Genomic DNA, 21,056 nt, shown 5'->3' with positions numbered 1-21,056 from the left:
CGGTGATCAGGCCCCGCCGACAGGTGCGGAGCCCGGACCCTCGACCTGTGCGGTGCGGGACCGCGAACTCAGGCGCAGCGGGTCGCGGGTGGTCAGCGACCGAGCGGCGATGACGGCTGCCACCACAGCGAGCGCCACGTGCGCGATGTTGTACATGCCGATCGAACCGTCGGGATTGAAGACCAGCATGAGCCATGTGGACAGGGCGACCAGGATCATCAGGGTGCGATCCGACATGGCGAAGGCCGCGGCCACCGCGAGCGGCCACGAGTAGTACCAGGGCAGCGCTGCCGGGGACAGCAACGTCACGGCGGTGAGAGCCACGACGATGCCCAGCACGGCGTCGCGTTCGGTGCGGCGGAATCGCCACCATGCCCACACGAGGATCACCACGAGCGCGACCGCACACAGCATGCGGGTGACATCGAGGATCGATCCGAGTCGCCACGGCGTGATCCAGGTGCCCACGTGCGCCACCATGGTGGGGAGCGAGAGCCAGTTGATGATCTTCGAAGATCCGGACAGCGCCGTGAGCCAGCCGATACCCACGCCGGCGAGGAGCGAGGCACCGCCGAAGACCGCCACGAACACCGCGAATCCGGCGGCCGCCGCCTTGAAGAACAACCGCACCGGGGCCGCCGGTTCGCGCCCCTCGGCGAGCGCCCGGTCGCGTTCGTGGATCATCCACACCCAGACCAGGAACGGCAGCGCGATCCCGGCGGTGGCCTTGATCGCAGCACCCGCCGACACCAGGGCGATGCCGCCGACATGGCGGCCCTGGAGGACGAGCACGATGCCCGCCGTCATCAGACCGACCATGAGCAGTTCGTTGTGGACGCCACCGACGAGGTGGATGAGCACGAGGGGATTGAGCACCGCGAGCCACAGGGCGATCGCCGGGTTGCCGCCCATGCGGCGTGCGAGGCGGGGCACGGCCCAGGCCATGAGGAACAGGCCCGGCAGCATCGTCACCCGCCACAACCAGGTGCCCGACACGACATTGTCGCCGGTGACGGCCGTGATGCCGGAACCGAGCAGCAGGTGCACCGGACCGTACGGCGTGGTCGTGGTGGTCCATACGTTGCTCACGTTGTCGAGCAGGACGCCGGGGTTGACCACCGGGCCGTCGGTGTAAGGATCGAAACCGGCCCGCAGCATCGCACCCTGCGCCAGATACGAATATGCGTCGCGACTGAACATCGGCGTGGCGACGAGGAGCGGCGCGGTCCAGGCGGGCAGCACGGTCCACAGGTCGCGGAGGCCGACCGTGCCGGCGAGCGTCGCGCGCCCCACGCGGACCCACGCGCCGATCATGATCAGCACGCCCACCCAGAGGATGATCATCGACAGCAGTTGACCGTGACCGAACCGCAGCCACGACAGGAACATCTCTTCGAGAAGCGGGTCCTGCCGCCGGACGCTACCGGCGCCGAAGCTGCCGAACGTCATCAGCACCGAACCGCAGGTCCCGAGGAGGGCTGCGTTGCCGGCGGGGCTCCGCAGAAAGGCTGTGACCCTGCCGGCCGACGTTCCGCCGTCCGGCGCCCGGTTCTTCGAGACAGGGAGGTCAGAGGGTGGGGACGCTGCCGAATCCGCCGCCGATCGGTCCTGCGGGTCGGCGTCGGGGGCGGCGGGGGACGACATGGGTGTGGGTTCCTCCCCGGAAGCGGTGCCGGCGCGGAGCGCAGGGTCTGGCGAACGATGTTGACGAACAGGTGCTGACGAACGGTGACAGTTTAGTGGAGGCGTGATGTCCCCGGCTCCCTAGTCCGTCGGGTCCGCGGGACCCCGAGCCGTTCGGCGGCCAGCCGTCCCGACATGAGCACAGTGGGGACACCGACTCCGGGAACCGTATCCGACCCCGCGAGCACAACATTCGGGAACCGCGGATCGACATTGCGACGACGGAACGGCCCCGTCTGGCGGAACACGTGCGCCGCGGCGAACGGGCTTCCGGCGATCATGCCCCGGGCGTGCCACGTGGCCGGCGTGTCGACGTGGTCGACCCGGAACTCGTTCGCGACGCCGCGGTAGCCGCGCGACTCCAGCACCGCGAGCAGTTCCCGGCGGTACGGGCCGGACAGCGCGGACCAGTCGAACGGCGCGCTGTCGAGACTCGGGCACGGTGCGAGCACCGAGAGCGGTTCGTGTTCTCTGCCGTCACGCTCGAGCAACTGTCCCGGATCGGACAGAGCGGGCCGGGTGATGAGCAGAGACGGATCCGACATCAGCCGTCCACGGCCTCGCCGCCGGGTGATCTCGGCGAACGTGCGTTCCCACGCGCCACCGAAATCGATGACGTGGTGATGCCGGGCGCTCCATGCGCCCGAGACCGCGGTGGGGACGGTGCCGTGCAGCACGACCGCCGACGGTGCGGCGAGCGTCCGGCGACGCCGGCGCGCGGGCAGCAGGCTGTCCACCACGGGCGAGCCCGGCGTGAGCACCACGGCGTCGCATGCGTAACGGTCACCCCCCGCCGTGGATACCGCTGTGACACGCCCCGTGTCGACATCGAGCGCCGTGACCTCGCTGCCGAGGTGCAGGCGCCCGCCCGCACCGACGAACGCTGCGGCCATGGTCCGGGCGATCTGGCGCATCCCACCCTCGACGGTGTACACACCGAGTGTGGTGTCCATGTGCGCGATCGCCCCGTACACCGCGAGTGCCTGCGCGGGAGCGACCCCCGCGTAGAGCGCCTGGAACGTGAAGACCCGCCGCAGCCGCGGGTCGGTGACCCGGCGGCCCACCTGAGTGCCGAGTCGGCCGAACCCGCCGATCCGGAGCAGACGCAGCAGGTCGCGGACGGCGGCCGGAGAGGAGACGAGGTCGAGCGGCGAATCGAAATTCGCGTCCATGAAGCGGTCGTACTCCGCGTCGAAGATGTCCGCGAGCCACGCGCGCAGGCGCAGATACCGCTTCGCTTCCTCGGCTCCGCACACTCGCGTGATCTCGGCGGTCATCGCGTCCGGGTCCGAGTGGACGTCGAGGGTGCTGCCGTCGTCGAACCGGGCGTGATAGGCGGGGGAGAGCCGGCTCGTACGCAGTGGCGGATCCACGGAACCGGCATCGGCACCCACTGCGGCGAGTGCGTCGGCGATCAGTTCCGGCATCGTCAGCACCGTCGCGCCGTTGTCGATCTCGTAACCCGGGCCGGTGTACGTCCCGACGCAGCCCCCGACGGTGTCGGCGCGCTCGAGGACGGTGACCTCTTTCCCGGCGCCACGGAGGTGCAGGGCGGCGGCGAGGCCGGCGAGGCCCGCACCGACCACGACCACCCGGTGGGCTCCGGGCACGACGCGCGTGCCGGTCATCAGGCGGCGCGGCGCGTCGCGGCGACCGCCGACGCACGTAACCGCGCTTTGCCCTCCTCGGTGGCGCCGGACGCGTCGAGAGCCTCGAACGCGCTGTCGGTGAGGGCCGTGATCCGCTGCTCGACCTTGTCGACTGCGCCGAGGTCGACGAGCACGCCGCGGATCTCCTCGACCTGATCGTCCGTGAGGTCGGCGCCGATCGCCTCGCGCAGCGCTCGCGCGACAGCCGGGTCGGTCGCGTCCGCGGACTCGAGCGCAAGTGCGAGCAGTACGGTGCGCTTGCCGGACCGGAGGTCGTCTCCGGACGGCTTACCGGTGACGGCGGGGTCGCCGAAAACTCCCAGTAGGTCGTCGCGAAGCTGGAATGCGAGACCGATGTCGGTGCCGAACCGGCGATAGGCGGCGATCAGGTCGTCGTCGGCGCCGGCGAGCACCGCACCGATGTGCAGCGGGCGCTCGATCGTGTACGCCGCGGTCTTGTACCGGTTCACGCGCGTCGCGGACTCGACCGTCTCGTCCGACGCGACCTCACCGACGATGTCGAGGTACTGGCCACCGAGGACTTCGGTCCGCATCGCCGACCACACCGGCGTCACCCGTGCGAGTTGCTCGGCGGACAATCCCGATTCCCGCAGCATGTCGTCGGCCCAGACGAGAGCGAGGTCGCCGACCAGGATGGCAGCGGCCTCACCGAACTGCTCCGCCGAACCCTGCCACCCGGCGTTGCGGTGCCCGCTCGCGAACTCGACGTGCACGGTCGGAAAGCCCCGGCGGGTGGTCGACGCGTCGATGATGTCGTCGTGGACGAGCGCACCGGCCTGCACCAATTCGAGGGCCGAGCAGGCGCGCAGCACGGCGTCGGCGTCAGGTCCGGCCGGATCGCCGCCGGCGCCGAGCCAGCCGGTCCAGGCGAACGACGGCCGGACCCGCTTTCCGCCGCGCAGCACGAACGACTGGAGTGTCGCGACGGCGTCGCGGTATCCACCGCCGACCGAGTCGACCAGTTCGGCGCGGGTGGCGAAGAACTGCCGCAGGGCGTCCTCGACGAGTCCGGGGAGTGAGGGGGCGGGCACGGGATCGGCTCCGGTGGACAGGACAAACCTCCTGGTCGATGTGCACGGCACCGTCGGACGACCACGGTCCCGGCACCGCGGTCCACCCTATCCGGCCCCCGCAGGGGTCGCCGCGGACCGGACGCGAATGCCCGCGCCTTATGCTGAACGCGTGGAAAACGATCTGGTCAGGGCGACCGAGGACAGCGGAGAGTCCCGCACCCCATCCATCGTGGACCGTCTCGGTGCCACACGGTCCGGCAGGATTCCGTTCTCGGTCGAGTTCTCCCCGCCCCGGGACGCCGACGCCGAGGCGCGACTGTGGCGAGCCGTGCGCGCGTTCGAGCGCCTCGGCCCCGCCTTCGTGTCCATGACGTACGGCGCCGGTGGATCGACCCGGGACCGTACCGTTCGCGTCACCGGCGACCTCGCCGAAGAAACCACGATGCTCCCCGTCGCCCACCTCACCGCGGTGGGGCACAGCGTCGACGAGATCCGCGCGATGGTCGGTGCCTATGCCGACCGCGGCATCACCAATATTCTCGCGCTCCGTGGCGACCCGCCGGGAAATCCGCTCGGCGAATGGGAGAAGCACCCCGACGGTCTCGAGCACGCCGACGAACTCGTGCGACTGGTGCGCGACCTCGGCGACTTCCACGTCGGAGTGGCCTCGTTCCCGGAGGGGCACCACCGCTCGCCGGACCTCGACCACGACACCCGCTACCTCGTACAGAAGTTGCGTGCGGGTGCCGAGTACTCGATCACGCAGATGTTCTTCGATGTCGAGCACTACCTGCGACTGCGCGACCGGGTCGCCGCGTGCGATCCCGAACAGGCGGCCAAGCCGATCATTCCGGAGATCATGCCGATCACCTCGCTGCGCTCGGCGCGCCGGAGCCTCGAGCTGTCCGGTTCGAAGCTGCCCGCCGCGCTCGAGGAGCGGTTGGTCCGCGCAGCCGGAGACGGGCCCGAAGAGAATCGCGCCGCTGTGCGCGAGGTGGGCATCGAGGTCGCGACCGAGATGTGCGAGCGGCTGATCGCGGAAGGCGCGCCCTGCCTGCACTTCATCACGCTGAATTTCGCCCGCGCGACCAGCGAGGTGCTCTCGCGGCTCGGGATCGAGGTCCGTTCCTCCGTGCCGGCCGGGCAGCCGGTCTGAGACCCGGCCCGCCCGATCCCCGGGTCACGGCAGCAGGCGGTCCTTCCATACCGCGCGACCCGCGCTGCGGGCCCGCACGGATGCGGCGGTCAGCCACCCGAAGATGACGACGGACACCGGATGCGCGGCGATACCGAGGGCGTCCGCCGCGTCCAGGCGCTCGCCCCGCTCCGTCGATCGCGCGACCGCGCGGGACAACAGCGCCGCGCCGGCGCCGAGCACCCCCCAGCGGCGAGTGCGGCCACGCCCCGCCACCGCGGCGACGCCGGGAACGACGTAGGCGACTGCGTATGCCGTCACGACGGCTGCCGCGCCTGCCGGTGATCCGAACGCCGACCACAACCACCGCGTGTAGCCGCCGGTCAGCGCATGTCGGCCCTCGTACATCCGGCACGACACGAGCGGCCCGCCCGCCGCGACGACGGTGGTGCGCCCGGACCGCCGCAACGTCCGCGCCAGGTCGAGGTCCTCGGTCGGACTCGCCGCGACCGCGGAATGGCCCCCGATCGCGCGGTAGTCGGCCGTATCGAACGCGAGGAACTGACCACAGGCGACGGCCATCGACGGACGACGGGTGCGATGGGCGACCGCGACCGGCAGTATCGAGAACCAGGACCAGAACAGCAACGGCTGCACGAGACGCTCGGTCACGGTGCCGGCAACCTGGTACGGCCACGGCGACACCAGTGCCGCCGATCGTGACCGGAGAAGTGTGACCGCCGCGGCGATCGCGCCCGGCCGTAGCCGGACATCGGCGTCGATGAAGACCACGACACCGGTCTCGTCCGGGTGGGACTCGGAGAAGGCGCGCTCGCACGCCGCGGCTTTTCCGGTCCAGCCGTCCGGGGGCGGCGTGCTCGATCGCACCACCGTGATCCGCGGATCGCTGTCCGCCGCGCGTCGTGCGATCTCGAAGGTGCCGTCGGAGGAGTCGTCGTCGAGCACGAGCACCCGCAGCCGCGGAACACCGCGCTGTTCCCGGAGGTCGGCGATCACGGATGCGATCCGGGGTGCCTCGTCGCGGGCCGGGACCACCACGGTCACCGATTCGGTGACGGCGGCTCCCTCGCGCAGGCGAGGCAGAGCGAACCGGTTGGCGGCCGCGACGACCGCTCCGTAGAGAGCGGCACCGGCGCCCAGCGCGACCACTCGGCGGGGGAGGCGGACCCGGCTCAGGATCGGTCCTCGTCGTCGGGCACCGTGGTGCGCCGGCGTACCGGGTCGCGGGTCCACCAGGCGAGTACGCCGACCAGGAGCGCGACACCGAATGTTGCACCCGCCATGATTCCGGCCCATCCGGCCAGGCCCCGGGTGTTCGGGTCGGAGTAGCGCACCTCGGCCCGCAGGGTGCTCACCTCTCCGGCGGGCAGCTTCCACGTCACGATGGAGTCGGATTCACGCGTGCCGTTGGTGGTCGCGACCCGGGCGGGGAAGGCGAGCGTGAACTGCACGTCGGTGCCCAGCGACGGGGCCGATTCGAGGTCGACCCGGCCGTTGAGCGAGACCAGGTCCCCGTTGCGCTGGAGGTTGAGCTGGAGCATCCCCGCACCCTGCTCGGACATCGTCATCAGCTGTTGCACATCGCCGAACGTCAGACCGCTGAAGTAGACCTGGCTGCCCACATAGCCGTCCTGCTCGTATTGCTGGACCTGGACCTTGCCCTCCAGCGACGGGGGTGCCACGAGCTGTGGGCCGGCGTCTTCCTCGTCGGCGGGAATGGTCGCGGCGACGATCTGCCCCGACACACGGTCGTCGGACGAGATACCCATCGACGCCTGGACCCGCAGACAACCGGTGAGGAACGGAAGGGCGAGAAGGACGAGGCCCGCGACCGCGAGGGCGCGGCGGACAGACATGGTGGACTGCTGCACGGGGAATATGGTGCCAGGCGCGGTCACGGTCGGCGGGCCATCCGGGTCGTTGCGGCGAGTCGCACCTCGGAGTCGTCCGGTGGCGTGGACACGAGGGACCGCAGTAGCGGAACGCCGAGAATCCCCATGACGACGAGACCGTAGATCGCGGAAAAGCGGAGTTCGGACGCCTGGAGGAACACGGTGTGGGCAAGGGCGGAGCCGAGCCACGTCCACAGGAACAACGCGATCGGGACGGTGTCGTGCCGGGGTGAGAGGCGTCTCGAGCGGGAGTCGAACACCAGAAGGACTGTGGCCATCGCCGCGGCGACCACCACCCAGCCCGCGTAGTTGGTGGGGGGAATGTGCGCGATGCCCGGCAGACCACCGCCGTTGCACCACACCCACTGGCCGTCCGCGACCATCTGGGGATCGAGGTACAGGTCCCAGCCCACCATCCCGACGGTGACCGCGGCGACGCGGCCCGGGGCCGTACGGGTGATGCGCGTGGCGACACACCACACGGGGTAGAGGCCGGCGGTCCAGGCGAGGGGAACCACGAGCGGTACGTCCGCCACGGCCGGACCGATCCGGTCGACCGCGTAGGCATAGCAGCCGTACGGGTAGCCGGTGGCGGTCCCGATCACCTCGGAGGCGAAACCCCCGCCCGCGGAGACCACGAACAGCACCGCGGCCCACCCGAGGCCGCGGCGCGCGGCGGCATGGGTGAGGGACGCTGCGGCGAGCAGGAGTACCACCGCGACCGTGACCCGGTCCCGCGCGGTTCCCTCGGTGAGCGGATAGGCGATCTGGGCGGCCACAGCGCCCGCGGCCAGTGCGACCGGCACGGCCGTCTGCCACGCCGGGACCCTCCGCCCGGTGCCGGCATCGGTCACCGGGAGATCCGGTTCCAGGTCCGCCGCAGTACACCGCCCCGTGCATCCGCGAGCACCGTGCGCGCGGCACTGCGGCCACTGGCGCCGGAGACCCCGCCGCCCGGGTGGGTCGACGCGCCCGTGAGATACATACCGGGAGCGTCGGGCACCCGGTAGCCGGACAGTTCGGGCAGCGGACGCCACAGGAACATCTGGTCGAGCGACATCTCGACGTGCATCACGTTGCCGCCCAGCAGTCCCAGTTCGCTCTCGATCGAGGCGGGAGTCTGCACGTACCGGTGCCGGACACTGTCGGTGAAACCGGGTGCGCGCAATTCCATCTCCGCGAGGATCCGGTCCGTCTCGCTCTCGGCGACCTCGTCCCAGGTGCGTCCACCGCTGAGCCGGTACGGATGCCACTGCGACCACAGGGTCACCTGGTGCTCGCCCTCGGGGGCGATCGTGGGGTCGATCGCGGAGAAGCTCATCCCGAGCACGGCGGGGCGCGGCGGCAGTTCTCCTGCCATCGCAGCACCGTGTGCGAGGCGAAGGTGTGCGCGATCGTCGACGAGCAGTTGCAGGCCGGTGGTGGTGTCGGCGGGTTCGTCGGCGCCGAGGTAGCGGGGAAGAGCATCGGTGCCGAGGCGGAGCACCATTCCGATGCCCGGTCCCACCCGTACCGCGCGGCGCCAGCGTGTCAGTGTGTCGGGGTCGTAGCCGCCCTGCCCGAGCAGTTCGAGGGTGGTGAGGATGTGGCAGCCGGCGATCACGGTGCGAGCGGTGAAGGTGCTCCCCGACGCGGTGCGCACCGTCCACGTCGACCCGGTCCGGCGGATCTCGGTGACGGCATCTCCGCAGGTGACCGATCCGCCGTCCGATTCGAGGCGGGACAGGAGCGCCTGGGTCAAGGCGCCGCTCCCGCCGATCGCGCGGCCCGGTGGAAGCGTGTGCATCAGCGCGGCGAAGCCGACCATGGCGGCGGTGCCGGGTTCGGACATCGGCGGCCCGGACTGTGCGCCGAACCAGGCGAGCGCGGCCTTGAGCGGTTCGTCGTCGAAGTACTCGTCGAGGAGGGTGTCGCCCGTGGTCAGGAAGCGGCGCGACAGTGCGCTGCCGCCGTCCTTCGCGTCGAGACCCCAGAACGACGACAGCAGATGCCGGCCGGTCGGGGGGTTCGCAAACGACTTCATGACGGCGGCGCTGCGCGGTCCCCAGTCGGTCACGAAGCGGCGGTAGGCGTCGGCCTCCCGTTTGCCGGCTGCCTTTTCGATCGACACGCACGTCCGGTCGAGGTCGCGGTGGAACACGATCCCGGGACGGTCGGTGTTCGGAGGCGGCGGCGCGAAGGCCCAGGGATCACAGTCCAGATACCTCAGCCCGTGTGCGGCGAGGTCGAGTTCCTCCACGATGCCGGAGTGCCGCACCATGATGTGCGCCGACGACCCGCGGTCCACCGCGTAGCCGGGAAATCGTTCGACGGTGGACACGGCCCCGCCCGGCACGGTGTCACGTTCGAGCACGTGGACCGACCAGCCCTCCCGGGCCAGATAACACGCCGATACCAGCGCGTTGTGTCCCGAGCCGACGACGAGGGTATCCAGAACTGGCGTCATGAGGGTCCTGTCGAAGCGGGAGGGGCGAGATGTGGTTCGAGCGGAAGCGTGCGGCCGAGGACGGCGAAGGGCCGCGCGTCGCCGGTGAAGACGAATCTACGTACGACGTCCACGAAACCGAAGCTCCGGTACAGCCGCCACGCACGATTGTCCTCGCCCGGGACCTCCGGGGTGGAGAGCAGCACGGTGCGTTCGGTGCGGTCGCGGAGAAGTCGGTACAGCAGGGACCGGCCGAGGCCGAGGCCCTGGATATCGGGTCGCACGTGCAGTTCGGTGAGTTCGAAATAGTCACCGAGGATCGACTCTATGTAGTCCTGCGTCCGGCCCGTGTGCCGCATCCCCGTGCGGACCTGCTGGTTCCACCACTGGTGCGGGTCGCCGCGGTATCCGTAGGCGATGCCGACGAAGGTTCCGGGGTCCTCGGGAAGCGCGACCGCGACGGCCTGCCATCCGGCGCGCCCGGCATGTTCGGACCACATCGGTGCGCGATGCTGCTCCGTCCCGCGCGGGTATCTCATCGCGGCTACGTAGACCGCCAGCAATTGGGGCAGGTGTGCCCGGAACGCCGCGGGGGACAGGTCGACGAAGATCGGTGCGCCGCGAGAGGGCTCGGGACGACGGTCGTTGCCCGTCTCGGCGGGCGGTTCGTTCGATGGGTTCACAGAGGATCGATGCTCGTCTGGGATCGGGGGCCGCCTTCTCTTGACGGGTTGTCGGTGGGTCCGGTTATCATTCAATACGTCGAACGCATGTTCGATACCGGTGATCCGGTGATGTTCGAGGGAAGCGAACATCCCCGGATCACTCCGGGCTACTACCGGAACACCGGTAATACCACCATCGAGACCACGGTGGTGGGTGGCACTACCGGACACCGGTGGTGAGGTCGAGGAGGTGCACGGCATGTCCACCATAGATTTCGGCATACGAGGACCACGCCACGTTCCGGGCGAGTCGTCCCGCGGCGCCGCGCGATGCACCGGGCATTCGACATCCGCCCGCGCGGCCACGCTGCTCCGCAAGGCGGACGCACTTCTGTCCGCGGCTGCCGGTGCGGACGCCCCTCCCGAGCGCTTCCGGCTCGCCTATCTCGCTGCGCTGCGAGGTGCGGGCGCGGTGGTGGCGGCGGCGGAGCTGCGCGCCCCGGCTCGTCCGCTGCGGCGGCCCGGCACACGCAACGCGTGGGTCCTGATGGCGCGCGCCGACGAGTCGTTCGCGGTCTGGGCGGACTACTTCGCCGATCGCTCCGCCACGCGCACCGCGGTCGAAGCCGGGGTGGCGCGAGCGGTGGATGTCGACGACGCCGGCGAGTTCTACGACGAGGTGGGCCGCTTCCTCCACGACGTCGAGGACTATCTCGCCAGTGAAGAAGGTGCCGAAATCGCCTCTACGCGGTGACTTTTGTCCCCATCCGCCTCCCATTTTCGTGAGCCGTCCGGGAACTCGGCCACAGAGTTGGTGGTCCCGGGAGAGATGTACTCGTATTATCAACACCAGGCGGCCGTCAAAGTCGGCCCCCCGTCGGATTCACCCAGAATTCGGTGGCCACCGTTTAGTGCCGGGGGAGGTACCGTGCCACTCTCCGAGCACGAGCAGCGCATGCTCGATCAGATCGAGAGCGCGCTCTATGCTGAGGACCCCAAGTTCGCCTCGACCGTCCGCGGGAAGCGGCTGGGGATGGCGTCGAACCGACATCGGCTACAGGCCGGTGTGCTGTTCGTCTTGGGATTGACACTGTTGATCGCTGGAGTCGCGTTGCCGGTCAAGCCCGGTGGATTCCCGGTCATCAGTTTGCTCGGGTTTCTGGTGATGTTCGCGGCTGGTGTTCTGCTCCTGGTAGGCGGTCGTCGACGATCGAATACGGGAGACGCACCCACCCGGCCTGCTTCCGGGAGGACCGGCGGTACCGGACCTCGGGGCGGAAAGAAATCCGGCGGAGGGTTCACCCACCGGATGGAGGAGCGCTTCCGAAGGCGCTTCGAACAAGACTGACGCATCACCGCTTCACACGTATTACGGCGCGACCCGACGGGTCGCGCCGTAGTCGTGTCCGGGGAGGTCAGCGGCCTGCGGGCGGCCTGGTGCGGCCGTATCTCCACGACGCCCCACCTTCCGGCTCGGTGTCCTCGACGGTCGTCCGACGTTGTCGCGCCACCAGGGCTTTTGTCCGGCTGCGTGTGATGGAGATCGCACTGGAACGTCGGCGTGTTCGGGGCCGCCGGCCGGGTGACGAAATCGCCCCCACTTTCCGCCACTACGGGTGAGCTGGAACTTTTGCCGCAACACACGCGAAACGGGTGCGGTAATCGGGCTGCGGTGGGGGAAAGTGGGGTACTGTGGGTCGCGGCGGGAGGCAGGCTGAGCCCGTCATAGACGAAAGATCCGTCCGACCAAGGCGGGAGGTGCCGAGTGTTCCTCGGTACCTACACGCCGAAGCTGGACGACAAGGGCCGGCTCACGCTGCCGGCCAAATACCGAGACGAGCTGGCGGGAGGGCTGATGATCACCAAGGGGCAGGATCACAGCCTCACCGTGTTCCCTCGGGAAGAGTTCGCTGCCTTGGCGGAGCGCGCTGCGGGTGCTTCTCGCAGCAACCCCCAGGCTCGCGCGTTCCTTCGGAGCCTCGCTTCGGGAACGGACGAGCAGCGTCCGGACGGTCAGGGCCGCATCACGTTGTCCTCGGCGCACCGCAAGTACGCGGGGCTCACCAAGGACTGTGTGGTGATCGGCTCGGTCAAGTATCTGGAGATCTGGGACGCCGAGGCGTGGGACAGCTACTTGGCCGAACACGAAGAGGACTTCTCCGAAGCGAGAGACGAGGCACTGCGCGACATCCTGTGACCGCGACATCTCGTGACGGAGCCACGGCTGCGCGGCGAATGCCGCGAGGTCTCTGCCCGACGCCGGCCCTGACGCACTTCCCCAGCGCCAGGTCCGGACAGGGAAGCCCTGACGCACTTCCCCAGCGTCAGGTCTCCCTCGCTCGGACAGAGACCTCGAGGCATTCGCCGTCGCCGTATCCGGAACCGGTGCGACACCGAGCATCTCGAACGAGTAACCGACAGACCGTATGCGGCCCGAGCAGGATTCCGGAGGAGACATGGTGGACGGCGAGGACGAGTCGACCGCGGACGAGCACGGAGAATTCGGGCATGTCCCCGTCCTTCTCGGCCGGGCCGTCGAGATCCTCGGCCCCGCGATCGAAGCGGTGGGCCCCGGTGGCGAAGGTGCGGTCTACGTCGACGCCACGCTCGGTCTCGGTGGGCACGCCGAGCACTTTCTGAGAACCTATCCGGGTCTTCGCCTCGTCGGACTCGACCGCGACCCGGATGCGCTGTCGATCGCGCAGAACCGGCTTGCTGAGTTCGCCGATCGCACCGACTTCGTGCACACGCGATACGACGGCTTCGCCGACGCGCTCGAGCAGTGCGGCCTCGACAGCGTCGGGTCCGTGCACGCCGTTCTGTTCGACCTCGGAGTCTCGTCGATGCAACTCGACGAGGCGGAACGCGGTTTCGCGTACTCCAAGGACGCTCCCCTCGACATGCGGATGGATCCCACCACGGGCATCACGGCCGCGGACGTGCTCAATACCTACAGTCACGGCGACCTCGCGAGGATCCTCCACACGTACGGGGAGGAACGCTTCGCGGGCAAGATCGCCTCCGACATCGTCCGTACCCGGGAGAAGACCCCGTTCCGCACCAGCGGCGAACTCGTCGAACTGCTCTACCGGGCGATCCCTGCTGCGGCGCGACGTACCGGCGGCCACCCCGCCAAGCGGACGTTCCAGGCGCTACGCGTCGAGGTCAACAGCGAACTCGACTCGCTGCGTGACGCGATTCCCGAGGCTCTCGACGCGTTGGCGGTGGGCGGCAGGATCGTCTTCATGTCGTACCAGTCCCTCGAAGACCGAGTGGTGAAGCAGGAACTCGCTCCTCGCGCGAAATCGCGCAGCCCCGAGGGACTCCCGGTGGAACTGCCGGGGATGGGACCCGAGCTTCGCATGTTGACCCGTGGCGCCGAACGCGCCTCGGACGACGAGATCGAGATCAACCCACGTTCGGCTCCCGTCCGCCTGCGTGCTGCAGAACGAATCGCCAGGAGGTAACCGATGACCGTACAGGTGGCGTCGTCGCCCCACCGCGGGCCGGCTCGATCCACGGCGGCGCAACGCGCATATCAGCGCCGGAACCAGCGCGCCGCGCAACTCGGTGTGCCTGTGGCGCAGACGCGCGGACGTACCACCGGAGGCGGTCGTGTCCGGACCCGAATCCCGTTCGTGGCTACCATTCTGGCCCTGCTCGGGGTGGGTATGGCCGCGACGCTCCTGCTCACGAGCGGTGCCGCGGAGGACACCTACCACCTGAGTACCGCGCGCGCCCACAACGAGACTTTGATTCAGCAACGAGCAGTGCTGCAGCGCGACGTCGAGGCAGGAAACTCCGCACCGGTACTCGCCGTGGAAGCCGCGAAGCTCGGCATGATCCCCAGTTCGCAGGTGGCGCGGATCGTCGTCGCCGAGGACGGATCCGTCCGCGTCGTGGGAGAAGCCGTCCCTGCGCAGGGCGCTCCTCCGGCTCCGCTCAACCGCGGGCGGGCGAGCACCGAGACACGTGGGCAAGCGCCCCTGTCGGGTAGTGCCGGCGTCGAAAACCCGCGCCCGCTGTCCGAGGTCGGTGAAGAACCGACCCCGCGCCCGAGCGGAACGGACGCGCTGGCCGAGAACGCTGCGCCCCGCCCGGCGAACCCGCAGACCGCCACGCCGGAGCTCCCGAATGCCGGGGCCCCCGGAGTGGAAGCGGAACAATTGGTTCCCGTGAGCGAGATGCCCCGACCCGAGGACGCCGCGCCGCAGGCCGCCGAGGCTCTGGGCGCCGGGCAACCGGCGGAGCCCGAGGACGGGCGCCGGTGACGCGAGGCTCCACCTCTCGCCGTGTACCGCCGGGTCGTGCGACACCGGCAGCACGCGGCGGCGCCCGACGCGCTCGACAGGCTCCGGCTCGTGGTGGCTCCACCGGCTTCGAGTTCCGGAACCGGATCGGGCGCGGGGTCATGTTCTTGGCGTTGGCCGCCGTCGCCGTGCAGTTGCTGGTGGTCCAGGTGTTCCAAGCGCCGACGCTGTCGGCCGAGGCTGCGAGCCAGCGGACCACCCGTCTCGTCGAACCTGCGACCCGGGGGACGATCGGCGACCGCAACGGGAACCCGATCGCCTACACGATGGAAGCGAAAGCGCTGACTTTTCAACCGGTCCGCGTCCGAAAAGAACTGGAAGAAGCACGCGAGAAGGACCCGTCGGCGCCTGCGACCGACGAATACCTCGAGGGCGTCGCCAAGGCAGTGCACAAGGCACTCGGTACGGCGGCACCCGAGAAGGACGTGCTGGAGAAACTCGAAAGCGACGAGAGTTTCGTCTATCTCGCGCGCGGGGTCGACCCGGGTGTCGCAGCCGAGATCGTCGAGGAATACGACATGGTCGGTCTCGAACGGCAGGACATCCGGCTGTATCCGGGCGGTTCCCTCGCCGCGAACATCGTGGGCGCGACGGGCTGGGACGGACACGGTCTCATCGGCCTCGAAGCCTCGATGGATTCGATGCTGGCCGGTACGGACGGTTCGTCGACGTACGACCGGGGTTCCGACGGTGCGGTGATCCCGGGCAGTTGGCGTGACCGGCAACCCGCCGTGAACGGATCGTCCGTCGAACTCACCATCGACAACGACATCCAGTACTACGTCCAGCAGCAGGTGCAACGTGCCCGCGACCTGTCGGGTGCGAAGAACGCGTCGGCCGTCGTCCTGGACGCGCACACCGGCCAGGTGCTCGCGATGTCCAACGACAACACGTTCGACCCGTCGATCGGCGTGGCCAACAACCCGCCCGACGCGGAGCAGGGCAACCTCGCGGTGAGTTCCCCGTTCGAGCCCGGGTCGGTGAACAAGATCATCACTGCTGCCGCGGCCATCGAGGACGGCCTCACCACCCCCGCCGAGGTACTCCAGGTGCCCGGCACCATCACCATGTCCGGTGCCACGGTCAAGGACGCGTGGGACCACGGGGTGGTCCCGTACACCACGACCGGCGTGTTCGGAAAGTCCTCGAACGTGGGCACACTGATGCTCGCGGAGCGGGTCGGTGAGGACCGCTACGCCGAAATGCTGAACCTGTTCGGACTCGGGCAGCGCACCGAGGTGGGCCTGCCGGGCGAATCCGCCGGCCTGGTACCCAGCCGCGAGCAGTGGTCCGGTGGCACCTTCGCGAACCTGCCCATCGGGCAGGGCCTGTCGATGACGTTGTTGCAGATGACGAGCATCTACCAGGCGATTGCGAACGACGGCGAACGCGTACCTCCGCGGATCGTCCGGGCGACGATCGGACCGGACGGGTCTCGCGAGGAGACACCGCGGCCGGACCCGGTGCGTGTCGTGAGCCCGCAGACCGCCGCGACCGTGCGCGACATGTTCCGGTCGGTGGTGCAGGACGACACCGGTAACCAGCGCGGGACGGGCACCGGAGCCGCGATCGAGGGTTACCAGATTTCGGGTAAGACGGGCACCGCCCAGCAGATCGACCAGAACTGCAAGTGCTACTCGAATTCGGACTACTGGATCACCTTCGCCGGTATCGCCCCGGCGGACGATCCTCGGTACGTCGTCGGGATCATGCTCGACGCACCGACGCGCAGTGCCGACGGGTCCGGCGGTCAATCGGCCGCGCCGCTGTTCCGCGACATCGCGTCGTGGTTGCTGCAGCGCACCGGAGTGCCGCTGTCCACCGATCCGGGGAGCAAGTTGATCCTGCAGATCGACTGATCGTCCGACCGCCTGCTGCCCTTGCCCCGGCACGTCGGTAACGTGATACGCCGGAACGAACGCAACCGTTGAGCCCGGCAGCGAGACGCTGCGGCGATAGTGAGAGGAACCTGGTGCCTGTGTCATCGAGTCCGGATCCGACGCCTCCGGAGGAGGGCCGTCGGCCCGAACATCCACCGGTGACGCGGATCGAGGATCTCGCCGCCGCGATCGGCGCCGAGCTGACCGCGGTGGGGAACGAAGCGCCGGCCGGGGACACCTCGGTGACCGGCATCGATCTCCGGGCACAGGGCATCCGACCCGGCGATATCTTCGCGGCCCTGCCCGGTGCACGCGCGCACGGCGCGTCCTTCGCAGCCGAGGCCCTCGACCGGGGTGCCGTCGCCGTCCTCACCGATGCGGAGGGATGCGACCTCGTCGCTGCGGTCGCGTCCGGCCCCGTCGCGGTCCTGGTGCATCCTGATCCTCGTTCGGTACTGGGCGCTGCCTCGGCGACGGTGTACGGACATCCGTCCCGCCGGATGCGCGTCGTCGGCATCACCGGCACCTCCGGCAAGACGACCACCGCCTATCTCGTCGAAGCGGGGCTGTCCGCGGCCGGGCATGTCGCCGGTCTGGTGGGCACCGTCGAGACCCGCATCGACGGCATCCGGATACCCAGCGCCCTGACGACGCCGGAAGCTCCCCAACTCCACGCTCTGTTCGCCGTCATGCTCGAACGCGGTGTCGACACCGTGGTGATGGAGGTGTCGAGCCATGCGCTGGCGCTCGGACGCGTCGACGCCACGGACTTCGACGTCGGTGCGTTCACCAATCTGTCGCAGGATCACCTCGACTTCCACAAGGACTTCGAGGATTACTTCGGCGCGAAAGCGCGACTGTTCGCGCACGACTCCCCGGTGCGAGCCGCCCGCGCGGTGGTATGCGTGGACGATCCCTGGGGCGAGCGGATGGCCGAGGTCGCCGCGACCGGCCGCGCCGGCGAGGACGCGGTGTGGACGCTCGGCACCGCACCGGGGACCCCGGCCGATTGGACGGTTTCCGACCCGACCACCGACCCCGACGGAGCGCAGGACTTCACGCTGACCGGACCCGCCGGCGACGGGCACCGCATGTCGGTCGCTCTGCCCGGGCGGTACAACGTCACCAACGCCGCCCTGGCGGCAGCGATCTGCGCTGCCGTGGGCGCCGACCTCGACGCCGCGATCCGCGGCATCGCCACCGTCTCGGTTCCCGGCCGGGTCGAACGTGTCGAGCGAGGACAGGACTTTCTCGCGATCGTGGACTACGCCCACAAACCCGCGGCTCTCTCGGCGGTGGTGGACACTCTGCGCGGCAGCGCCACCGGCCGGATCGCGGTCGTCGTCGGGGCCGGAGGAGACCGCGACCGCGGTAAGCGACCGCTCATGGGCGAGGTCGCCGCTCGCGGAGCCGATCTGCTCATCGTCACCGACGACAACCCCCGCAGCGAGAACGCCGCCGCGATCCGCGCGGCGGTGCTCGACGGGGCATGGGCCGTCCCCGACACCGAACGCGGTGACATCCTCGAGATCGGCGACCGTGCGGCCGCCATCGATGCCGCCGTGCAGTGGGCCCGCCCGGGGGATGTCGTCCTCGTCGCCGGTAAAGGCCACGAGACCGGTCAGGAAATAGACGGCACGAAGCATCCTTTCGACGACCGAGAGGTGCTGGCCGCGTCCATCGACCGCCGCGGCACCTCCGGGTACGACGGTCACATCCCGCCCGCTGTGGGCGGTCCGCATCACGGAGGCACTGCATGATCCCGATGACACTCGAACGCATCGCGGAGGTGGTCGGGGGAACGCTCTACGACACCGATGATCCGTCCGCCGAGGTGACCGGCACGGTGGAGTTCGATTCCCGGAAGATCGGCCCCGGGGGCCTGTTCCTCGCGCTGCCCGGCGCCCGGTCGGACGGCCACGACCACGCGGCCGCAGCGATCGAGGCCGGGGCGGTCGCGGTGCTTGCGGCGCGACCGGTCGGTGTTCCCGCGATCGTGGTGCCGGCGCTCGCCCCCACCGACACCAACGCGCTCGCCCTCGAGCACGACGCCGACGGTTCGGGCGCTGCGGTCCTCGCGGCGCTGGCCGCTCTGGCACGGTCGGTCGTCGACACCCTCACCGCACGCGGGCTGACGGTCGTCGGCGTCACCGGATCTGCCGGCAAGACGTCGACCAAGGATCTGCTCGCGGCGGTGCTCTCACCCCTCGGCCCGGTGATCGCCCCGCCCGGATCGTTCAACAATGAACTGGGTCATCCGTGGACGGCGTTGCGCGCCACCGAGGACACCCGGTTCCTCGTGCTGGAGATGTCCGCGCGTGGTCGCGGGCACATCGCGACACTCGCCGCCATCGCACCGCCGAAGATCGGCGTGGTGCTCAACGTCGGCACCGCGCACCTCGGCGAGTTCGGGTCGCAGGAAGTCATCGCCCAAACAAAGGGCGAACTGGTCGAGGCACTGCCCGACGCCTCGGAGGGTGGCGTCGCGGTGCTCAACGCAGACGATCTCCTCGTGGCGCAGATGGCAGCGCGGACAACGGCACGCGTGGTGTGGGTCGGCAGCGGAGACACTGCCCATATCCGCGCCGAGGACGTGCGCCTCGACGACGAGGCGAGGGCGTCGTTCACCGCCGTCTTCCGCGAGGACGCGGGGGAGCGCCGCGTACCGGTGACCCTCGCGGTGCACGGTGAGCACCAGGTCTCCAACGCCCTGTCGGCCCTCGCCGTCGCGGTCGAGTGCGGTGCGACCCCCGAGCAGGCCGCCGGCGCTCTCGCCGCCGCATCGCCCGTATCGGCGCACCGTATGGCGGTGCGCACGCGCGCCGACGGCGTCACGATCATCGACGACGCCTACAACGCCAACCCGGATTCGATGCGGGCGGGTATCAAAGCACTGGTGACGATGGCGCGAGCCGGAAACACCCGTCGCCGCACCTTCGCGGTGCTCGGCGAGATGGCAGAACTCGGCGACGACTCCGTCGTCCAGCACGACGCGATCGGCCGCCTCGCGGTCCGGCTCGACGTCAGCCGCGTCATCGCGGTCGGACCCACGAGACAGGTCCGTGGCCTCTACCAGGGCGCTGTGATGGAAGGATCCTGGGGCGAGGAAGCCTGCCACGTGCCCGACGCGGACGCGGCGATCGCTCTCCTCCGTGAAGAACTGGAGCCGGGCGACATCGTTCTCGTCAAGGCGTCACAATCGGTCGGACTGTGGGCGGTGGCCGATGCGCTGCTCGGCGACCCCGCCGACAACACCGCTGCTACGGGGACGGAGGACGCCCGGTGAGACAGATTCTCTTTGCCGCAGGTATCGCACTTGCGGTGTCGATCCTGCTCACCCCGGTCCTCATCAAAGCCTTCTCCCGGCAGGGCTTCGGCCAGGAGATCCGGGTGGAGGGCCCGCAGAGCCATCAGGCCAAGCGCGGCACGCCCACGATGGGCGGCGTCGCGATTCTCGCCGGCCTGTGGGCCGGATACTGGGGGTCGCACCTGATCGGCCTGGGCTACGACGCTCAGGGACCCACGGCGTCGGGCCTGCTCGTCCTCGGCCTGACCACCGCATTGGGCGGCGTCGGTTTCCTCGACGACTTCATCAAGATCCGCAAGCAGCGCAACCTGGGTCTGAACAAGACGGCCAAGCTCGTCGGCCAGCTGGTCGCAGCCGTGGCCTTCGGCATCCTCGCGCTGCAGTTCCGCAACAGTGACGGACTGACGCCCGCCAGCACCGACCTGTCGTACGTGCGCGACATCGCCACGGTGTCGATGGGTTCGATCGTGTTCATTCTCTTCGTCTATCTGCTGGTCAGCGCGTGGTCGAACGCGGTGAACCTCACGGACGGGCTCGACGGGCTCGCCGCGGGATCGATGGCGCTCGTGCTCGGTGCGTACGTGATCATCACGTTCTGGCAGTACCGCAACGCGTGCGTGGTCGAACCGACCGCCGGGTGCTACGACGTCCGCGACCCGCTCGACCTCGCGCTGCTGTGCGCGGCCGCAGCGGCCGCGTGCATCGGCTTCCTGTGGTGGAACGCCGCTCCCGCGAAGATCTTCATGGGCGACACCGGTTCGCTCGCGCTCGGCGGGATGCTCGCCGGTCTGTCGGTCACCACCCGTACCGAACTGCTCATGGTCGTCATCGGCGCGCTGTTCGTCGCCGAAGCCGCATCGGTGGTCATCCAGGTGGCGGTGTTCCGCTCCAGCCGACGGCGCGTGTTCCGCATGGCGCCGTTCCACCACCACTTCGAACTCGGCGGATGGGCGGAAACCACGGTCATCATCCGGTTCTGGTTGCTCGCCGCCATCGCCTCGGCGATCGGCCTCGCCCTGTTCTACAGCGAGTACCTCGCGGCGATCGGGGACTGA

At 69.5% G+C, this 21,056-nt stretch carries 19 protein-coding genes; 11 read left to right on the top strand and 8 right to left on the bottom strand.

The window, feature by feature from the left end:
• Nucleotides 1–6: 6 nt before the first annotated feature.
• From ACLQ3J_RS18865 to ACLQ3J_RS18855, 3 genes are all read right to left on the bottom strand, one after another.
• Nucleotides 7–1,644 carry an alpha-(1->6)-mannopyranosyltransferase A gene (locus tag ACLQ3J_RS18865; RefSeq protein ID WP_425904139.1) on the bottom strand — a complete coding sequence of 546 codons (1,638 nt, stop codon included), beginning with the start codon at nt 1,642–1,644 and terminating at the stop codon, nt 7–9.
• A 92-nt stretch (nt 1,645–1,736) separates the two neighbouring features.
• On the bottom strand, nt 1,737–3,311 hold the full coding sequence (gene crtI, locus ACLQ3J_RS18860; protein ID WP_425904138.1) for a phytoene desaturase family protein: 1,575 nt from the start codon (nt 3,309–3,311) through the stop codon (nt 1,737–1,739).
• Nucleotides 3,311–4,384, bottom strand: coding sequence for a polyprenyl synthetase family protein (locus ACLQ3J_RS18855; protein ID WP_425904137.1), 1,074 nt, complete (start codon nt 4,382–4,384; stop codon nt 3,311–3,313). Before ACLQ3J_RS18855 ends, crtI begins: the two co-directional genes overlap by 1 nt.
• 211 nt (nt 4,385–4,595) lie before the next feature.
• On the opposite strand from ACLQ3J_RS18855, the gene metF reads away from it, so the two are divergent.
• Nucleotides 4,596–5,522: a methylenetetrahydrofolate reductase [NAD(P)H] gene (gene metF, locus ACLQ3J_RS18850; protein ID WP_169620381.1), complete on the top strand. Its 927-nt coding sequence runs from the start codon at nt 4,596–4,598 to the stop codon at nt 5,520–5,522.
• Nucleotides 5,523–5,546: 24 nt separating this feature from the next.
• Here the strand turns inward: metF and ACLQ3J_RS18845 are convergent, their stop codons facing one another.
• Genes ACLQ3J_RS18845 through ACLQ3J_RS18825 form a run of 5 tightly spaced genes read right to left on the bottom strand, consistent with a single transcriptional unit; the run spans nt 5,547 to nt 10,522 of the window.
• Nucleotides 5,547–6,671: a glycosyltransferase gene (locus tag ACLQ3J_RS18845; RefSeq protein WP_425904136.1), complete on the bottom strand. Its 1,125-nt coding sequence runs from the start codon at nt 6,669–6,671 to the stop codon at nt 5,547–5,549.
• Between the two features lie 23 nt (nt 6,672–6,694).
• Entirely contained in the window at nt 6,695–7,378 is a 684-nt protein-coding gene (locus ACLQ3J_RS18840; RefSeq protein WP_169653122.1) for an LppM family (lipo)protein, read from the bottom strand.
• 38 nt (nt 7,379–7,416) lie between these two features.
• Nucleotides 7,417–8,268 (bottom strand): carotenoid biosynthesis protein, encoded by an 852-nt coding sequence (locus ACLQ3J_RS18835; protein ID WP_169653063.1) that lies wholly within the window; start codon nt 8,266–8,268, stop codon nt 7,417–7,419.
• Nucleotides 8,265–9,860 (bottom strand): phytoene desaturase family protein, encoded by a 1,596-nt coding sequence (locus ACLQ3J_RS18830; RefSeq protein ID WP_425904135.1) that lies wholly within the window; start codon nt 9,858–9,860, stop codon nt 8,265–8,267. Before ACLQ3J_RS18830 ends, ACLQ3J_RS18835 begins: the two co-directional genes overlap by 4 nt.
• Nucleotides 9,857–10,522, bottom strand: a complete 666-nt coding sequence (locus ACLQ3J_RS18825) for a GNAT family N-acetyltransferase (protein WP_425904134.1) — start codon at nt 10,520–10,522, stop codon at nt 9,857–9,859. The genes ACLQ3J_RS18830 and ACLQ3J_RS18825 overlap by 4 nt, the downstream gene beginning before the upstream one ends.
• 9 nt (nt 10,523–10,531) lie before the next feature.
• On the opposite strand from ACLQ3J_RS18825, the gene ACLQ3J_RS18820 reads away from it, so the two are divergent.
• The 10 genes from ACLQ3J_RS18820 to mraY all read left to right on the top strand — a co-directional run bounded on the left by ACLQ3J_RS18820 (nt 10,532) and on the right by mraY (nt 21,056).
• A complete protein-coding gene (locus ACLQ3J_RS18820) occupies nt 10,532–10,744 on the top strand; it encodes a hypothetical protein (protein WP_425904133.1) in 213 nt (70 codons plus the stop codon).
• A gap of 19 nt (nt 10,745–10,763) precedes the next feature.
• A complete protein-coding gene (locus tag ACLQ3J_RS18815) occupies nt 10,764–11,258 on the top strand; it encodes an SAV_6107 family HEPN domain-containing protein (RefSeq protein WP_425904132.1) in 495 nt (164 codons plus the stop codon).
• Nucleotides 11,259–11,432: 174 nt separating this feature from the next.
• Nucleotides 11,433–11,852 (top strand): DUF3040 domain-containing protein, encoded by a 420-nt coding sequence (locus tag ACLQ3J_RS18810; protein ID WP_296549060.1) that lies wholly within the window; start codon nt 11,433–11,435, stop codon nt 11,850–11,852.
• A gap of 417 nt (nt 11,853–12,269) precedes the next feature.
• Nucleotides 12,270–12,701 (top strand): division/cell wall cluster transcriptional repressor MraZ, encoded by a 432-nt coding sequence (mraZ, locus tag ACLQ3J_RS18805; RefSeq protein WP_169653065.1) that lies wholly within the window; start codon nt 12,270–12,272, stop codon nt 12,699–12,701.
• 259 nt (nt 12,702–12,960) lie between these two features.
• Entirely contained in the window at nt 12,961–13,971 is a 1,011-nt protein-coding gene (gene rsmH, locus ACLQ3J_RS18800) for a 16S rRNA (cytosine(1402)-N(4))-methyltransferase RsmH (RefSeq protein ID WP_169620169.1), read from the top strand.
• A gap of 3 nt (nt 13,972–13,974) precedes the next feature.
• Entirely contained in the window at nt 13,975–14,775 is an 801-nt protein-coding gene (locus ACLQ3J_RS18795) for a hypothetical protein (protein WP_240952031.1), read from the top strand.
• Nucleotides 14,776–14,900: 125 nt separating this feature from the next.
• Nucleotides 14,901–16,673, top strand: coding sequence for a peptidoglycan D,D-transpeptidase FtsI family protein (locus tag ACLQ3J_RS18790; RefSeq protein ID WP_296549103.1), 1,773 nt, complete (start codon nt 14,901–14,903; stop codon nt 16,671–16,673).
• 119 nt (nt 16,674–16,792) lie between these two features.
• Complete coding sequence (locus tag ACLQ3J_RS18785; RefSeq protein ID WP_425904131.1) at nt 16,793–18,454, top strand: UDP-N-acetylmuramoyl-L-alanyl-D-glutamate--2,6-diaminopimelate ligase; 1,662 nt, start codon at nt 16,793–16,795, stop codon at nt 18,452–18,454.
• Nucleotides 18,451–19,980 (top strand): UDP-N-acetylmuramoyl-tripeptide--D-alanyl-D-alanine ligase, encoded by a 1,530-nt coding sequence (locus ACLQ3J_RS18780; RefSeq protein WP_296549068.1) that lies wholly within the window; start codon nt 18,451–18,453, stop codon nt 19,978–19,980. The genes ACLQ3J_RS18785 and ACLQ3J_RS18780 overlap by 4 nt, the downstream gene beginning before the upstream one ends.
• Nucleotides 19,977–21,056: a phospho-N-acetylmuramoyl-pentapeptide-transferase gene (gene mraY, locus ACLQ3J_RS18775; protein WP_169620165.1), complete on the top strand. Its 1,080-nt coding sequence runs from the start codon at nt 19,977–19,979 to the stop codon at nt 21,054–21,056. Before ACLQ3J_RS18780 ends, mraY begins: the two co-directional genes overlap by 4 nt.

Origin of the sequence: Rhodococcus sp. DT1 (genome assembly GCF_049844875.1) — a bacterium.
In the GTDB taxonomy this organism is placed as follows: Bacteria; Actinomycetota; Actinomycetes; order Mycobacteriales; family Mycobacteriaceae; genus Rhodococcus.
This window is presented reverse-complemented; position numbering and strand designations above follow the sequence as displayed.

What these genes read in the sequence shown, in the direction of transcription:
- ACLQ3J_RS18865 (WP_425904139.1), bottom strand. Translation starts at nt 1,644, where the DNA reads ATGTCGTCCCCCGCCGCCCCCGACGCCGACCCGCAGGACCGATCGGCG.
- crtI (WP_425904138.1), bottom strand. Translation starts at nt 3,311, where the DNA reads ATGACCGGCACGCGCGTCGTGCCCGGAGCCCACCGGGTGGTCGTGGTC.
- ACLQ3J_RS18840 (WP_169653122.1), bottom strand. Translation starts at nt 7,378, where the DNA reads ATGTCTGTCCGCCGCGCCCTCGCGGTCGCGGGCCTCGTCCTTCTCGCC.
- ACLQ3J_RS18830 (WP_425904135.1), bottom strand. Translation starts at nt 9,860, where the DNA reads ATGACGCCAGTTCTGGATACCCTCGTCGTCGGCTCGGGACACAACGCG.
- ACLQ3J_RS18820 (WP_425904133.1), top strand. Translation starts at nt 10,532, where the DNA reads ATGCTCGTCTGGGATCGGGGGCCGCCTTCTCTTGACGGGTTGTCGGTG.
- ACLQ3J_RS18815 (WP_425904132.1), top strand. Translation starts at nt 10,764, where the DNA reads ATGTCCACCATAGATTTCGGCATACGAGGACCACGCCACGTTCCGGGC.
- rsmH (WP_169620169.1), top strand. Translation starts at nt 12,961, where the DNA reads ATGGTGGACGGCGAGGACGAGTCGACCGCGGACGAGCACGGAGAATTC.
- ACLQ3J_RS18795 (WP_240952031.1), top strand. Translation starts at nt 13,975, where the DNA reads ATGACCGTACAGGTGGCGTCGTCGCCCCACCGCGGGCCGGCTCGATCC.
- ACLQ3J_RS18780 (WP_296549068.1), top strand. Translation starts at nt 18,451, where the DNA reads ATGATCCCGATGACACTCGAACGCATCGCGGAGGTGGTCGGGGGAACG.